Annotated in this window: 13 protein-coding genes; 7 read left to right on the top strand and 6 right to left on the bottom strand. The window is 44.3% G+C overall.

From position 1 onward, the window contains the following. Positions 1–96: IS3 family transposase (locus tag QM870_RS08215; protein WP_301362722.1), on the top strand; the 96-nt coding region annotated here is incomplete at its 5' end. Positions 97–147: 51 nt separating this feature from the next. Here the strand turns inward: QM870_RS08215 and leuS are convergent. Then, positions 148–2,649 carry a leucine--tRNA ligase gene (gene leuS / locus QM870_RS08210; RefSeq protein ID WP_414369270.1) on the bottom strand — a complete coding sequence of 834 codons (2,502 nt, stop codon included), beginning with the start codon at positions 2,647–2,649 and terminating at the stop codon, positions 148–150. A gap of 123 nt (positions 2,650–2,772) precedes the next feature. Beyond that, positions 2,773–4,749 carry a peptide ABC transporter substrate-binding protein gene (locus QM870_RS08205; RefSeq protein ID WP_247913522.1) on the bottom strand — a complete coding sequence of 659 codons (1,977 nt, stop codon included), beginning with the start codon at positions 4,747–4,749 and terminating at the stop codon, positions 2,773–2,775. Positions 4,750–4,914: 165 nt separating this feature from the next. Here QM870_RS08205 and QM870_RS08200 point away from each other — a divergent pair, with 165 nt between their 5' ends. Then, positions 4,915–6,237 (top strand): DUF1958 domain-containing protein, encoded by a 1,323-nt coding sequence (locus tag QM870_RS08200; RefSeq protein ID WP_414369268.1) that lies wholly within the window; start codon positions 4,915–4,917, stop codon positions 6,235–6,237. A gap of 58 nt (positions 6,238–6,295) precedes the next feature. Here the strand turns inward: QM870_RS08200 and QM870_RS08195 are convergent, their stop codons facing one another. Further along, on the bottom strand, positions 6,296–7,387 hold the full coding sequence (locus QM870_RS08195) for a glycerol dehydrogenase (protein ID WP_061591484.1): 1,092 nt from the start codon (positions 7,385–7,387) through the stop codon (positions 6,296–6,298). A 521-nt stretch (positions 7,388–7,908) separates the two neighbouring features. Then, the gene (locus tag QM870_RS08190) at positions 7,909–9,804 is read right to left on the bottom strand and encodes a M13 family metallopeptidase (RefSeq protein WP_155200304.1); all 1,896 of its coding nucleotides are present in this window, start codon (positions 9,802–9,804) and stop codon (positions 7,909–7,911) included. 192 nt (positions 9,805–9,996) lie between these two features. Here QM870_RS08190 and QM870_RS08185 point away from each other — a divergent pair, with 192 nt between their 5' ends. The 4 genes from QM870_RS08185 to tpx all read left to right on the top strand — a co-directional run bounded on the left by QM870_RS08185 (position 9,997) and on the right by tpx (position 13,081). Continuing rightward, positions 9,997–10,719, top strand: coding sequence for a metal ABC transporter ATP-binding protein (locus tag QM870_RS08185; protein ID WP_049473923.1), 723 nt, complete (start codon positions 9,997–9,999; stop codon positions 10,717–10,719). Beyond that, on the top strand, positions 10,716–11,558 hold the full coding sequence (locus tag QM870_RS08180; RefSeq protein ID WP_003004302.1) for a metal ABC transporter permease: 843 nt from the start codon (positions 10,716–10,718) through the stop codon (positions 11,556–11,558). The genes QM870_RS08185 and QM870_RS08180 overlap by 4 nt, the downstream gene beginning before the upstream one ends. A gap of 11 nt (positions 11,559–11,569) precedes the next feature. Then, on the top strand, positions 11,570–12,499 hold the full coding sequence (gene fimA, locus QM870_RS08175; RefSeq protein WP_061455730.1) for a metal ABC transporter substrate-binding lipoprotein/fibrin-binding adhesin FimA: 930 nt from the start codon (positions 11,570–11,572) through the stop codon (positions 12,497–12,499). Positions 12,500–12,586: 87 nt separating this feature from the next. Then, entirely contained in the window at positions 12,587–13,081 is a 495-nt protein-coding gene (tpx, locus tag QM870_RS08170; RefSeq protein ID WP_061455731.1) for a thiol peroxidase, read from the top strand. Positions 13,082–13,115: 34 nt separating this feature from the next. On the opposite strand, the gene QM870_RS08165 is transcribed toward tpx, so the two are convergent. Then, positions 13,116–14,141, bottom strand: coding sequence for a DUF3114 domain-containing protein (locus QM870_RS08165; protein ID WP_061455732.1), 1,026 nt, complete (start codon positions 14,139–14,141; stop codon positions 13,116–13,118). 124 nt (positions 14,142–14,265) lie between these two features. Between QM870_RS08165 and QM870_RS08160 the strand changes: the two genes are divergently transcribed. Beyond that, positions 14,266–14,919 (top strand): metal-dependent transcriptional regulator, encoded by a 654-nt coding sequence (locus QM870_RS08160; RefSeq protein WP_155168078.1) that lies wholly within the window; start codon positions 14,266–14,268, stop codon positions 14,917–14,919. A gap of 21 nt (positions 14,920–14,940) precedes the next feature. On the opposite strand, the gene dtd is transcribed toward QM870_RS08160, so the two are convergent. Beyond that, a complete protein-coding gene (gene dtd / locus QM870_RS08155; protein WP_003004672.1) occupies positions 14,941–15,384 on the bottom strand; it encodes a D-aminoacyl-tRNA deacylase in 444 nt (147 codons plus the stop codon). Positions 15,385–15,511 lie beyond the last annotated feature (127 nt).

Here is a 15,511-nt window from a genome sequence, read left to right as displayed (position 1 = left end):
ATTGTAAACTATATTGACTATTACAACAACAAACGAATTAAGGTAAAACTAAAAGGACTTAGTCCTGTGCAATACAGGACTAAATCCTTAACTTAAATTATTTGTCTAACTTTTTGGGGTCAGTACAAACTCTGAAGGATTTATTTTTTATTTCACAACGATATTAACGAGTTTATTAGGGACACTAATCACTTTCACGATTTCTTTGCCATCAATCTCTGCCTTGACTTTTTCGTCAGAGAGAGCAACTTCTTGCAATTCTTCGCGTGATAGGTCTTTTGCGACCATGAGTTTAGCACGGACTTTTCCTTTGATTTGAACGACGATTTCGATTTCGTCTTCAATCAATTTGCTTTCGTCCCATGTTGGCCAAGCCACGTAAGAGATTGACTCACCTGTTGCTACGACTGTTTGCCAGAGTTCTTCTGCTAAGTGAGGCGCAAATGGGGCGATCAATTGGATAAAGCCTTTGGCGTAATCCGCATAGAGTTTATCTTCCTTGTTAGCCGCGTTGACAAAGACCATGAGCTGGGCAATGGCTGTGTTGAATTTCATGGACTCGATTTGCTCTGTGACAGCTTTAACGGTTTCGTTATAAACCTTGTCAAGAGCACCATTGTTTTCTGCAACGATTTCTTTACTTGTGATCAAACGGTAAACACGGTCAAGGAATTTACGGCTTCCTTCCAATCCTTCTTCAGACCAAGCGATAGAAGCATCGAGTGGCCCCATGAACATTTCATAGACACGAAGGGTATCAGCACCGTATTGTTCCACCACATCGTCTGGGTTGACCACGTTCTTGAGGGATTTAGACATCTTAGCTGGTGCTTGCTCCAATTCTTCTCCTGTTTCCACATGGAAGAAGGAACCATCACGTTTTTCAACCTTGTCAGTCGCTACAAGAGCCCCACGGTGGTCACGGTAGCTGGTTCCCAAGATCATTCCTTGGTTAAAGAGTTTTTGGAACGGTTCTTTGGTTGGAACAACACCGATATCATAGAGGAATTTATGCCAGAAACGAGCGTAAAGCAAGTGAAGCACGGCGTGTTCTGCACCACCCACGTAGATATCTACTGGTAGCCATTGTTTGAGGAGGTCCTCATCAGCCAATTTCTCTGTGTTGTGTGGATCGATATAGCGGAGGTAGTACCAACTTGAACCGGCCCATTGTGGCATCGTATTGGTTTCACGACGACCTTTGACGCCATCTTCACGAGTCACTTCCAGCCAGTCGGTCAAGTTAGCTAGTGGGCTTTCCCCAGTACCTGAAGGGCGGATGTCCTTAGTTACTGGCAAGACAAGTGGGAGGTCACTTTCTGGAACAGCTGTTGAAGTGCCGTCTTCCCAATGAATGATTGGGATTGGTTCACCCCAGTAACGTTGACGGCTAAAGAGCCAGTCACGGAGACGGTAGGTAACTTTCTCTTGACCATAGCCTTTTTCTTCCAACCAAGCCACGATTTTAGCAATCGCTTCTTCTTTATTGAGGCCGTTCAAGAAATCTGAGTTGACGTGAAGTCCATCTTCTGTGTAAGCAGCTTCAGCTACATTTCCACCTTCCAGCACTTCTACGATTGGAAGGCCAAACTGTTTGGCAAATTCCCAGTCACGTTGGTCATGGGCAGGCACAGCCATAACAGCACCTGTTCCGTAACTAGAAAGAACATAGTCGGCAATCCAGATTGAAATTTCTTTGCCGTTTACAGGGTTGATAGCATAAGCACCAGTCCAAACTCCTGTTTTTTCCTTAGCAAGGTCTGTACGAGCCAAGTCTGACTTGAGGCTGGCTTGGTGTTTGTAGTCCGCTACAGCCTCAGCTTGTTCAGGTGTCGTGATGGCATCTACTAGTTCATGCTCAGGCGCCAAAACAGTGAAGGTCGCTCCGAAAAGGGTATCCGGACGTGTCGTAAAGACGGTGAATTCCTTGTCAGTTCCTTTCACCTTGAAAGTGACATTGGCACCAGTTGATTTACCAATCCAGTTGCGTTGCATGTCCTTGATAGACTCTGGCCAATCTAGATCATCCAAATCGTTGAGCAAGCGCTCTGCATAGGCCGTGATTTTAAGCATCCATTGGCGCATTGGTTTGCGAACAACTGGATAGCCCCCACGCTCAGATGTTCCATCTGGAAGAACTTCTTCGTTGGCGATAGCTGTACCCAATTCTTCCACCCAGTTTACTGGCACTTCCGCTTCATAAGCTAAGCCTTTTTCGTAAAGCTTGGTGAAAATCCATTGCGTCCACTTGTAGTAGTTTGGATCTGTCGTATTGACTTCACGGTCCCAGTCGTAAGAGAAGCCAAGCGCATTGATTTGACGTTTGAAGTTGGCAATGTTTTCTGCTGTGAATTCCGCTGGGTCATTCCCTGTATCCATAGCGTATTGCTCTGCAGGCAAACCAAAAGCATCCCATCCCATTGGGTGAAGGACATTGTAACCTTGGGCACGTTTGAAACGGCTAAGGATATCAGTCGCTGTGTAACCTTCTGGGTGTCCTACGTGAAGACCCGCTCCAGATGGATAAGGGAACATGTCCAATGCATAAAACTTAGGTTTTGAAGCATCTGTTCCTGTCTTAAAGGTGTGATGGTCAGCCCAGTATTTTTGCCACTTAGGCTCGATTTCTTTATGATCGTAAAAACTCATAGCGTCTCTCCAATTTTCGTGATGCTCCTATTATACCATTTTTAGGCGATTTTTAAAGGTTCAGACAAAGAAAAAGACAGGTCCCATATGGGACCTGTCTTTCCTGTTTTCTTCAAGAAAAGTCTATTTTACATGCTTTTCAAGTTCTTCTTGCGCTTTTTTATTGGATTTTTCTTTTTCTTTCTTCCATTGTTCACGCGCTTTGTCGTAGTCTTTTGCCGATACGACCTTGTCTTGAACTTCCAAATATTTATAGTTGAAGGATTGACCCTTGTGGCCTGTCCAAGCAAAGGCTGCAGAGTATGGTACAGTCTTACGAACGACTGGAGAAGCTCCATCTGAATGGATCGGAATCAAGAGGGCACTATCGGTCAACCAAGCTTGAGCGGCAGCATATTTTTCGTAACGCTTGTTCACATCTGTGGTTTCTTTTTGAGCATCCTCAATTAATTGATCGTATTCATCAAAACCAGCTGCTTTTGCGGCCGCATTATCCGTACCAGCATCGAATCCAAAGTAGGCATTGGCATTTTCGCCAGATTTACCACTAGTGATATCGATGTAAGAAGATGGGTCCGTATAGTCTGGTCCCCAACCCAAGTTATTGTTCAAATCCCAGTCTTGTTGCGAAGCATTTTCAGCAAAGTAAGTGACCCGTTGAAGATCGTCCTCAGAAACCATATTCAGGTCGATGACAATATTTTCTGCTCCCAATGTAGACTCAACTGATTGTTTAAAGGATTGGGCCTGTTTAATTCCTTCCGTATAAGTTGAAGAAGTTGGAAGGTCCAAATGAATTGGGAATTCAACTCCTTGAGCTTGCAAGTCTGCCTTGGCTTTGGCAAACTCTTCTTTGGCCTTGTTTGGATTGTAGAGGGTATCTTTTCCATCTGCGACAGAGACCCCTTTCCATTCATCCCCATAAACTTCCAAGTCTTTTTCTACTGCATCACCAAATTGTTTGCCATCGATTTGGACAAAGTTTGGTGGCGTAAAGGTATTACGGATAACCTTATTGGCACCCGCTTCCCCGTTAGTTTGCGCTACATAAGCCTTGCGGTTGAAGGCAAACATAATGGCTTGACGGAAGTCTTTATTTAAGATTGCTTTCTTAGTTGAAGTCTTTTGAGCATCAGTAGTCTTCTTTGTGATTTCATAAGCCTGACGGTCAATGTTGAAGGAAAGGTTGTAGGTTGAGGAACCTTGGTCAGTATAGACAATGTCGTCTTTATGCTTCTTCTCTACACTCTTATAGTTGGAACCATTTGGGAAAACACGGGCAACTGTATAGTCGCCGTTATCAAATCCACGAATCAAGGATTCTGAGTCTTGTCCATCATAATAGGTCAGCTTCACTTTACTGATCTTAACATTATCCGCATCCCAGTATGTTGGGTTCTTTTCCAATATCGCAGAAGATTTAGATGTGATGGACTTGATCAAATAAGGACCGCAGTATAGGATACTAGACGGAGAAGTTCCTTGACCATAGTCATCTCCTTTAGATTTCAGAAATTCTTCGTTGACCGGCATCAAGATCCCCATCGTAGTCTTAGAATTCCAGAAACTTTCTGGTTGGCTCAAGGTATATTGGACTGTGTAATCGTCAATAGCCTTCACTCCAACAGTTGAGAAATCAGATGTCTTCCCTGAAACATAATCATCCAAGCCTTTGACAGATTTTTGGACCAAGTAAATCGCTTGTGATTTCTTGTCTGCTGCGTGCTTGAGACCTGTGACAAAGTCTTTGGCCTTGACTTCTCCGTATTCTTCCCCTTCAGAAGTCATCCATTTGACCCCTTTACGGAGTTTATAAGTATAGGTCAAGCCATCCTTGGAAACAGTCCAGTCTTTAGCAAGCGATGGGATCAAGTTCCCGTACTTGTCCACTTCCAACAAGCCATCTATCGCATTTCCTGTAAACTCGGAAGTCGATTTTTTATTAGAAATCGAATAGTCGAGAGTATCCGGATCCTGGGTATAGACATAGCTAAAAGTCTGATCGCCGGAACTTCCAGATTTTCCTCCTGAGCAGGCTGCCAGTACACCAGCTGATAAAAGCAGAGCGCTGGTAGCTAAGAGTACCTTCCCTTTGTTCATATAAATCACCTCATTGTAAAAAATGTTATACTCAATTTAAATTATAGCACTTTCTAGGGAAATGTAAACGCTTTTACTGTGAAATTATTCTATTTCTTCTTTATTTTTTCAATTTCTTCTTTTTCTAGAATTTTTTCAAGTTGAATCCCTGGCCTGTATGATATAATGGAATCTATGAATTATGTGAGACATTTACACAAACGACTAAAACACAGCCTCTTGTCCCTCCTTGTAGGAGTCTTGACATTAGGCCCTATTTCCACTGCCTTTGCGGACGACATCTACCAGCAAGAAGATATCATGAAAATCGCAGCTGATGCTGGACTGGTATTGGATGATTTTTACAAGCCTAAGGCTGACATCGTCATCGACGCCAATACTGGAGCTATATTGTACGGAGACAATATCGACACGGTCCGGGACTCAGGAAGCATGGCCAAACTCATGAGTGCCTATGTAGTCTTTCGGGCCCTCAAAGAAGGCAAGATCAAATATGATACCGTGGTTACAGCAACAGAGGCAGACCAAGCCATCTCAGAAAACAATCTGTTAAGTAACTCACCGATTGTAGCTGGTGTAGACTACAAAGTATCTGAATTGATCAAGATGCTCTTTGTTCCATCTTCCAGTGCGGCTGTGATTATGCTCGCCAACGCCGTCACTGACAATGATCCCGATAAGTTTTTGGACTTAATGAATCAGTACGCACAAGAAATGGGGATGAGCCATACCGAATGGCACAATCCAAATGGGGCGATGATCTCGGTCCTTCAGGGCTACTACAATCCTCAGCGCCACGACGTCAATGCGAATAACGAAATTACAGCGCGAGACATGTCTATTCTGGCTTATCACATCGTAAACGACCTGCCAGAAATGTTGGAATACACCAAGCAAGCTCATACTACCATCATGGAAGGAACCCCTTACGAGCAAAGCTACGATAATTACAACACTTCCCTCGAAGGTGGAAAATTCGCCCTTAAAGGAACAGATGGACTCAAAACTGGATCCAGCCCGACTGCTGACTACAACTACACCGCGACAACCAAGCGGGGTAAACAGCGGATTATCGAAGTGATTTTGGGGGTTGGGAACTACGATGTCGAGATCGCCGAAAGCTACCGCAATCAAATCGGGAATACCTTGGCTGAGAAAATGTTCGCAGACTACCAGTATAAAAAAATCCTCTCTGCAGGCGATCATACCATCGACGGGAAGACAATTCACTTGAAGCAAGACTTCTATGCGACCGTTAAGAAGGGGACGAAGCCAGCGCTAAAACTAGAAAATAACCGCCTAGTCGTCCAGAACGGCTTGCAACAGGTATCTCCAAGCATTAAACCGGGAGTGGCCGTCAGTGAGTCTAAAGCAACGACCTCTAGCAGTAAAAGCAAGGGACTCGATGTTATGTGGCTCTTCTGCTTCTTGCCTGCCGGAATTTTATACCTGATCTTTAAACAAACCGATCCAAAAAGAAGAAAATAGGAAAAGAACTCCCATTACCATAAGGTATGGGAGTTCTTGGTTTGTCGACAAAGCCATCTTAGGCCAAACCTTGAACGTAGGCATCTACTGCTACGATGGCTTGGGCAATATCAGAAGCCTTCACTTCAAATGGCATTTGATGGATGGTTTCTCCTTCGATGGTGGCCTGTTGGCCAACCTTGAGAAGATCTTCATAACTTGCAGTTTCAAGATGCATTTCTTTCAGAGTGGTTGGCATACCGATTTGTTGATAGAAACGAATGTATTTGTTCAATTCTTCCTTCGGACGGTTTTCCAAGAACAATTGAACCAAGGTTCCATAGGCTACTTTTTCACCATGAGTCAAATGGTGGATGTCCCCAGTAAGGGCAGTAAAGCCATTATGGATGGCATGGGCAGCTGCTAATCCCCCACTTTCAAATCCAATCCCACTGAGAAGGGTATTAGCTTCAATAATGTTTTCAAGAGCAGGGGTTACGACTTTGGCTTCACAAGCAGCCATGGCTTGAAGACCGTCTGCAAATAAGGTTTCTTCACAACGTTGTGCAATGGCGACACCCGCTAAGGTTTGTCGTTGACCCAACATGGTTTTTCCATTGGCTTGCATTACCGCACGCGCTTCGACCCAAGTCGCTAATCCATCTGCGATACCAGAAGCGAGCAAACGTTTTGGTGCTTGAGAGATGACTTTGCTATCCACCAAGACCAATTCTGGGTTTTTAGAATAGAAAATATAGCGAGCAAAGGCACCTTCATCCGTGTAGATAACTGACAAAGCGGAAACGGGAGCATCTGTAGAGGCAATGGTAGGAGCAATCACAACTGGTGATTTTAAAAGATCGGCAATAGCTTTCGCACTATCGATGGTCTTTCCTCCACCAAGTCCAATGACCAAATCACAGCCATTTTCTTCTGCCAAACTAACCACACGATTGATTTCGTTATCAGAAGCTTCTCCATTGAAGAAGACTGGCAAAACCGTGAGCCCATTTTGACCAAGGTATTCTTCAAAACGCTTCCCTACGATATCATAGACCACTGAATCACATAGCAAAACAGGGTGATTCCCTAATTCTGAAATAGATTGCGCATTTTCAAATAAGGCATTCTCACCTTGAATGTAACGTGACGGACTTGCAAAATTTCTCATAGTCTGCTCCTTTAAAATTTATTTAGTTCACACCTATAGTAGCATTTATTTCTATGAAATTCAAAGAATTATACAAGGCTCCACTCAATTAAATTTATCTGTTCAGGCAGCCATTGAAAACGCTTCATTATTATTTGATTATTTGATTTCTCTTATGATTTCTAATCCACTCAAAAATCCCCAAAGCTAGTTTCAGTAGGTTGAAACTTGACTTTGGGGATTTTTATTTTTTTCACGAGCGATCAAGAAAATCAATCGCTTAACTGAAGTTGAGACTACTTACTTTGATCAACGAAACGAGTATCGCGAAATTGAACTCGCCCTAAAAGCGTCGAGAAAAAGAGAGATTGCCTGGTGGGCATGGCCCACATGGTCAAGAAAATCAATCAATTGCTTAACTGAAGTCGAGACTACTTCCTTTGGAAAAAAGATAAATCAATTGGCATTCAGGGAATGCGGCATTGATTTCCTATTTTTCTGCAGGAAGTTTCGGTAAACCGAATCGTCTCTCCTATCTTAGTTTACCAAATAATCACACGATCCTCTGGTGCGCGCCACATGCCGTCGCCTTCTTTGACATCAAAGGTTTCAAAGAATTCGTCAAAGTTTGGTAATTGGACATTGGTGCGAAGTTTTCCTGGTGCATGGACATCGACACTTGCGAGGAGTTGCATGTACTCTGTCCGAGCTTTCATGCGCCAGATGCGAGCAAAGTTGGTGAAGAATTCTTCTGCTGAGAAATCTTCCTCTTTCTTAGCGGCTTCAAGGGCTGCAGCGATACCACCGAGGTCTGCTACGTTTTCAGAAACGGTCAATTTCCCGTTGATCTTGGCACCGTAAGAGTCTTGTCCTTCAAACTGATCGATGACTTTTTGAGTCCGAGCGGTAAAGGCTTCGTAATCTTCTGGCTTCCACCAGTCTTTCAAGCTACCGTGCTCATCAAAGGAAGCACCATTGGTGTCAAAGGCGTGGGAGATTTCATGGGCAATGACTGCACCGATTCCGCCGTAGTTGGCTGATGATGATTGGTGAAGGTCATAGAAAGGGGCTTGTAAAATCGCTGCTGGGAAGACGATTTGGTTCTGTTGCGGATCATAGTAGGCATTGACCAGGTGGGCTGGCATGTGCCATTCGCTTCGATCAACCGGTTGGTTCCACTTGCTCCAAGTATGGGCAATGGAAATTTCGTAAAGGGCTTGAGCATTTTCAACCAAGGTCTTGCTTTCGTCGATGATCTTTTTGGCGTATGTTTCTGGTAATTTTTCAGGGTAGCCGATATGTGGTGTGATGACATTGAGTTTGACAATGGCTTTTTCACGAGTTTCAGGAGCGAGCCAGTCTGCTTTTTCTAAGCGCTCCTTGTAGACGTCAATCATGGTCGCTACTTTATGCTCTACATCTGCTTTTGCTTCTGGTGAAAATTTTTCTCCCGCATACCAGAGTCCAAGCGCTTGGCTATATGGTACTTCTGCTAATGACAAGGCCGCCTTTTCTTTTGGACGAGGTTCTGGAACACCTGCAATCGTACGACTATATTCACCAGCCAAGACACGGATTTCTTCGGTCAAGAATAAAGTCCAATCTACGGCTGCACCGAGTTTCAATCTTGCATGAATAGTTTCCCAGTTGGCTGCTGAATAGAATGTTGGTGCGAATTCCTTCCAGAAACGCTCTTCTGGAACGATGATTTTATCCGGAGTTTGTCCGATCACTTCTGTAAAGAAAGTATCGAGTGGCAATTCTGGAACCAAGGCCTTGAAATCTGCCCACTCATAAGGATGGTAGAGTTTGTTGTACTCGGATCTTTCTTCATTTGACAAGATATATTTGGCCAATTCTGCATCCGACGCAATGACCTTATCCAGGATATCTTTGATTTCTGCCTCTGAGAATTCAAATTTAGGTAAGAGTTTTTCCATCATTTGGCGCCAGATAGCCAGCAATTCTGGTCCTTTTTCGTTGCCTTCTTCATAGTAGGTCGTATCTGGCAAGATATGAGCCGGCGCTTCTCCCCACAAGACATTCATTTGAGCATTCATATAGTCTGGTGACACGCTAAATGGCATGAGATTTGGTTTGCCAGCTAGTTCATAGGTACCCAACTTGCTGGTATAGTCTTCAAAAGAAGACAGAGCCTTAATTTCATTGATCAAAGGCATAGCTGGAGCGACACCGGCTGCTTCTCGCGCATCAAAATCTGCCACCATTTTGTGGTATTTGACGAAGTTTTGCAGAATGCTGTCTTCAGGCAGCTCTTCTCCCCGTTGCCATTTTCCAGTGATATCCAACATCAAGTTTTCGATATCTTGGATCAAGTCCATAAAACCACCAGTTGACGGTTTGTCATCAGGAATCACAGCTGTCTCAGCCCATTCCCCATTGACGTAATCATAAAAATCATCTTGTAAACGTACCATGATCTTCTCGCTTTCATTCTTTTCTAATAACCTTATCAAAAATAGGAACTTTTTTCAATGATTTCAAGAGATTTAAGTTGAATTATTTTAAAAATTAACTTGACTTAACTTTTTATTCGTGTATAATTATTTCAAAAATTAACTTGACTTAATTTTTTTATTCATGTATATTAATGGTAAAGGAGCAAAATCATGATTCAAATTGAACATCTCAGTGTTGCTTACCAGCAAACACTGGCCTTGGAGGATCTTTCCCTCACCATCCAGGGTCCAACCATCCTAGGCATTCTTGGCCCCAATGGGGCTGGAAAATCAACCCTAATCAAGGCCATGCTAGGACTTCTCCCTCATGCGGGAAAGGTCCTGCTCGATCAAAAAGATCTCGGCCAAGCTCTTCAACGAGTGGCCTACGTCGAACAGAAATCCGCTATTGATTTCCACTTCCCCATCACGGTGCGGGAGTGCATCTCACTGGGTCTTTATCCCCACCTTTCTATCTTCAAGAGAAAAAGCAAAGAAGATCTCCAAAAAGTGGAAAATGCCTTGAAACTTGTCAATCTTCTTGATCTAGCGGATCGCCAGATCGGCCAGCTTTCAGGAGGGCAATTCCAACGGGTGCTGATCGCCCGCTGCTTGGTCCAAGAAGCGGATGTCATTTTTTTGGATGAGCCCTTCGCAGGGATTGACTCTGTCAGCGAAGACATCATCATGCAGACCCTCCAGACCTTGAAACAAGAAGGCAAGACCATTCTGATCGTCCATCACGACCTCAGCAAGGTCCCAGCTTATTTCGACCAGGTCCTCCTCCTTCATCGTAAACTGATTGCATTTGGGAAAACAGAGGAAACCTTTACCAAAGAAAATCTGCATGCAGCCTATGGGCATGAACTCTTTATAGGAGGTGGCGTCGGATGATTACAGAATTTATCGATGGATTACAGCAATTCCACTTCTTACAGAATGCCCTGATCACAGCCATCGCCATCGGGATTGTCGCTGGAGCCGTTGGATGCTTCATTATTTTAAGAGGCATGTCTCTCATGGGAGACGCTATCTCACACGCAGTTCTTCCTGGTGTGGCTCTCTCCTTTATCCTAGGCATCAATTTCTTTATTGGCGCTATTGTCTTTGGCCTCCTGGCGTCCGTCCTTATCACCTATATCAAGAGCAACTCCATCATCAAGAGCGACACTGCAATTGGGATTACCTTTTCTTCTTTCCTCGCCTTAGGAGTCATCCTGATTGGAGTCGCTAAAAGTTCCACCGACCTTTTCCACATCCTCTTTGGGAATATCTTGGCCGTCCAAGACCGGGATATGTGGATAACCATCGGTGTTGGTGCTGCGGTCTTGCTGGTGATTGTCCTACTCTTTCGACCCTTACTGCTCACATCTTTTGATCCTGTTCTGGCTCAATCCATGGGCGTCCGGGTCAAGGTCTATCACTACCTCCTTATGGTGCTCTTGACCTTGGTTTCTGTCACTGCTATGCAGAGTGTCGGAACCATTCTCATCGTCGCCATGCTCATTACACCCGCTGCGACGGCCTATCTCTATACCAATAGTCTCTGGTCCATGATGCTCCTTTCATCCGGATTAGGTGCTCTTGCATCCATCCTGGGACTCTTTATTGGCTATAGCTTAAACATCGCCGTCGGGTCTTGTATTGTCCTCACTTCTGCTGTCTTCTTTCTCATCAGCTTCTTTATCGCTCCTAAGCAGAGAAAGAATAAGCACGCTCTTTCATCTCATTAAAGGAGAAACACATGAAAAAAACCGCTTCTATCCTCGCCCTCTTTGTGGCACTCTTATTTGGTCTGTTGGCCTGTAGCAAAGGCTCTTCTTCTGGAGCTTCTGATAAATTGAAAGTGGTCACCACCAACTCCATCCTTGCAGATATCACCAAAAATATAGCTGGGGATAAGATCGAGCTGCACAGTATCGTTCCTGTCGGCAAAGATCCTCACGAGTACGAACCGCTTCCAGAAGATGTCAAAAAGACTTCGCAAGCAGACCTCATCTTCTACAACGGGATCAACCTCGAAACCGGTGGCAATGCTTGGTTTACTAAATTGGTCAAAAATGCCAATAAAGTTGAAAACAAAGACTATTTCGCAGCTAGCGACGGAGTCGACGTCATCTACTTGGAAGGCCAAAACCAAGCTGGAAAAGAAGACCCTCACGCTTGGCTCAATCTCGAAAACGGGATCCTCTACGCTAAAAACATTGCCAAACAATTGATCGCAAAAGATCCCAAAAACAAGGACTTCTACGAAAAAAATCTAGCTGCCTATACTGAAAAACTCAGCAAGCTCGACCAAGAAGCCAAACAAAAATTCAACAATATCCCAGAAGAGAAGAAGATGATTGTAACCAGCGAAGGCTGCTTCAAATACTTCTCCAAAGCCTACGGCGTCCCATCCGCCTATATCTGGGAAATCAATACGGAAGAAGAAGGCACACCTGACCAAATCAAAACGCTGGTAGAAAAGCTCCGGCAAACCAAGGTGCCTGCCCTCTTTGTTGAATCTAGCGTCGATGAACGTCCTATGAAAACTGTGTCTAAAGATACCAATATCCCGATCTATGCAAAGATCTTCACTGATTCCATTGCCAAAGAGGGAGAAAAAGGTGATAGCTACTACAGCATGATGAAATGGAACTTAGACAAGATCGCAGAAGGTTTGAACAAATAAGATTCCAAACTGATTAGATTCTCAAACAAATCAGTGGCTCTTCCCCCTTCATTGATGTACAATGAAAAGAAAAAAGGAGTCTTTGCTATGACAACATTTTTAGGAAACCCTGTTACCTTTACCGGATCTCAACTTCAAGTTGGCGATACTGCTCATGACTTTTCATTGATCACTCCAGCTCTTGAGAAGAAATCTTTAGCTGATTTTGCTGGCAAGAAAAAAGTCCTCAGCATTATCCCATCCATCGACACAGGTATCTGTTCGATGCAAACACGTCACTTCAATCAAACCTTATCGGATATGGAAGACACTGTCGTCTTGACGGTCTCTGTCGACCTTCCTTTTGCTCAAGGTAAATGGTGCGCTGCTGAAGGGCTCGACAATGCCATCATGCTCTCAGACTACTACGACCATTCCTTCGGGAAAGCATACGGCCTCTTGATCAATGAATGGCACCTACTCGCACGCGCTGTCTTGGTCTTAGATGCGGATAACAAGGTTACTTACGTTGAATACCTAGACAATATCAACAGCGAACCAAATTACGACGCTGCAATCGAAGCCGTCAATGCGCTTGGATAAATGAAAAAAGAGGTCTGCGACCTCTTTTCCATTGCTATAAAATCCGATGAAGTCCATTCTGTAGGAGGACGCGCCAGCGTAAGCGAGGGATGCCTCTGAGGAAACTCCGCACGCGCTGTGCCACTTGTTGCTTGTAGCTCTTGCCTCCTTGTGCAAAGACTCCTTTTCGACTCCAGTAGCCTTCGACACTGCGATCATTTTTAGGGGCTAGATAGCGAACATCTTGCTGATAGAGGACATGCTTGCGAAAGGCTGGATCCCAAGCTTTGACGGGGTCAATATCTAAGTCCTTATGGGTCCGTCCCCTAGCCAGCCCGTAGTTAAAACTAGCCCCATTGACAATGCCATTTTCAGAAACTTCTACTGGATCGACTTCATTGAGAAAACGCCCGGCTTGATCGAGAATATACTCCGTATGGAAATTTAACAAGACCTTGAAATTGACTTGTTGGGAGGTCCCTGATGGATAATGAAGGTGACCATCTGGCCCTAGGGAGACCTTATTGTGAAGGCGAGCAGCCGCATAAGCATCCACCGTGACCGCTCTAGCCTCCTGTAGGTAAGCTTGTAAGGCCTCCTCGTCAGTCTGTCCAGCTCTGGCCTCATGCGTCCGAATCCACTGGGCTTGGTAACTTGAAAGTAGGTAGCGTAACTGGTGAACCTGGCGTTTCAAGAGCTGATCTCCCGACTGATCTGCTAAGGGATCCTTTTCAAAGGCGATTTGCACGACGTGTGAAAAAGCCTTCCAAAAGTCGGAACCTGGCGGACAATCTGGAGCCATCCTACTCAGAAGAAAGGCTGTTTCTTCACAAGTTCCGGACAGGTCACTTGGCATAAGAAGAATTTTCATGACTCCCCTCAGCAAGTCTTGGGCAGCCGTTTCCGTTAGATCTTTGATCTCTTGAAACCACATATTTTGAAACAGAGGACTGGCAAAGAAAAAGACAGACTGGTATTGTTCTTGGTAGGCTTGTGGATCTTTCAATCCCTGCAAGTGCTTCTCTAGATAGGCTAAACTACTCTCTCTCCAGCCTAATCTCACTAATTCCCGTCTGTTCATAGTGCCGTCCTTTCTATGCTTCTATACTACCATCTTTTGGAGCTTGAGACAATTCTCATTACTCCACTAGCGTTTTTGAGGAGATTTTTGATATACTAGAAGTGAGCGAAGAAAAGAGGAAAGCATGACACCAAACAAAGAAGATTACCTCAAGTGCATTTATGAAATTGGCACAGAAGTAGAAAAAATTAGCAACAAGGAAATCGCGAGTCGCATGCAGGTCTCTCCACCCGCTGTGACCGAGATGATTAAGCGCATGATCTCAGAGGGTCTCTTGGTGAAGGATAAGACCCATGGGTATCTACTAACGGATCTAGGATCGCAGTTGGTCTCTGATCTCTACCGCAAGCACCGCTTGATCGAAGTATTTCTTCTGGAAAAACTTGACTATACAACTGAAGAAGTCCATGAAGAGGCAGAAGTTCTCGAGCATACCGTTTCTGAACATTTCATTGACCAGCTGGATCACATGCTTGGAACTCCTAAGACCTGCCCTCACGGTGGGACAATTCCAAAGAAAGGCGAAAGGCTTGTCGAAGCCTACCAAGACCGTCTCAGCGAAGCGACCCAACCTGGTCTGTATATTCTGCAAAGGGTCCATGACACCTATGAATTGTTAAAATTCTTAGACCAGATCCATCTCCAGATTGGGGATACTATCGCGTTTCAACGATATGATGACTACACAGGCCTCTATCACTTAGTCATCCAAGGACAAGAAATTTCTATCAACCAAGTGATCGCCCAACAACTCTATATCGAAAAACATGCAGTCTAAACCGACTGCATGTTTTCTTACTTATGGATTTTTTGTATCTAACAAAATCGTCACTGGACCATCATTGATCAATTCAATCGCCATATCGGCCCCAAAGATCCCTCGTTTGACAGGGACTTCTTTTTCTAATTGATCATTAAAGGCATCATATAACTGACTGGCCATATCTGGCTTGGCAGCCCCTGTAAAAGCAGGACGGTTGCCTTTTTTGGTATCCGCAAAGAGGGTAAATTGAGAGATCGACAAGATTTCCCCTTGGACATCTTTGACCGAAAGATTCATCTTATCTTCCTCATCTGAGAAAATCCGCATCTGCGATACCTTGCGGACCGCATAATCCAAATCCTTCTGGTCATCCTCAGGCCCCACTCCCACTAGGAGCAACAAGCCTTGCTGGATCGCATTGTAGACTTGACCATCAATGGAAACTGAGGCACTCTTAACCCGTTGAATCACTAATTTCATTTTACTATCCTATTTTATAAATCTATTGGGCATTCACTACTAACCTTCAAAGAACATCAACTTCAGACAAAGCAGTGAGACGCAGGCAGACTAGCTGAAAAGCAACGGCTGTTCAGTTGCTTTTAGA

Origin of the sequence: Streptococcus parasanguinis (genome assembly GCF_047463195.1) — a bacterium.
GTDB classification, from domain to species: Bacteria; Bacillota; Bacilli; order Lactobacillales; family Streptococcaceae; genus Streptococcus; species Streptococcus parasanguinis_R.
This window is presented reverse-complemented; position numbering and strand designations above follow the sequence as displayed.

Bases quoted from the DNA above. Each gene is read 5' to 3' on its own strand.
- QM870_RS08160 (WP_155168078.1), top strand. From the start codon at position 14,266: ATGACACCAAACAAAGAAGATTACCTCAAGTGCATTTATGAAATTGGC.
- QM870_RS08180 (WP_003004302.1), top strand. From the start codon at position 10,716: ATGATTACAGAATTTATCGATGGATTACAGCAATTCCACTTCTTACAG.
- QM870_RS08205 (WP_247913522.1), bottom strand. From the start codon at position 4,749: ATGAACAAAGGGAAGGTACTCTTAGCTACCAGCGCTCTGCTTTTATCA.
- QM870_RS08165 (WP_061455732.1), bottom strand. From the start codon at position 14,141: ATGAACAGACGGGAATTAGTGAGATTAGGCTGGAGAGAGAGTAGTTTA.
- QM870_RS08195 (WP_061591484.1), bottom strand. From the start codon at position 7,387: ATGAGAAATTTTGCAAGTCCGTCACGTTACATTCAAGGTGAGAATGCC.
- QM870_RS08185 (WP_049473923.1), top strand. From the start codon at position 9,997: ATGATTCAAATTGAACATCTCAGTGTTGCTTACCAGCAAACACTGGCC.
- dtd (WP_003004672.1), bottom strand. From the start codon at position 15,384: ATGAAATTAGTGATTCAACGGGTTAAGAGTGCCTCAGTTTCCATTGAT.
- leuS (WP_414369270.1), bottom strand. From the start codon at position 2,649: ATGAGTTTTTACGATCATAAAGAAATCGAGCCTAAGTGGCAAAAATAC.
- QM870_RS08190 (WP_155200304.1), bottom strand. From the start codon at position 9,804: ATGGTACGTTTACAAGATGATTTTTATGATTACGTCAATGGGGAATGG.
- fimA (WP_061455730.1), top strand. From the start codon at position 11,570: ATGAAAAAAACCGCTTCTATCCTCGCCCTCTTTGTGGCACTCTTATTT.
- tpx (WP_061455731.1), top strand. From the start codon at position 12,587: ATGACAACATTTTTAGGAAACCCTGTTACCTTTACCGGATCTCAACTT.
- QM870_RS08200 (WP_414369268.1), top strand. From the start codon at position 4,915: ATGGAATCTATGAATTATGTGAGACATTTACACAAACGACTAAAACAC.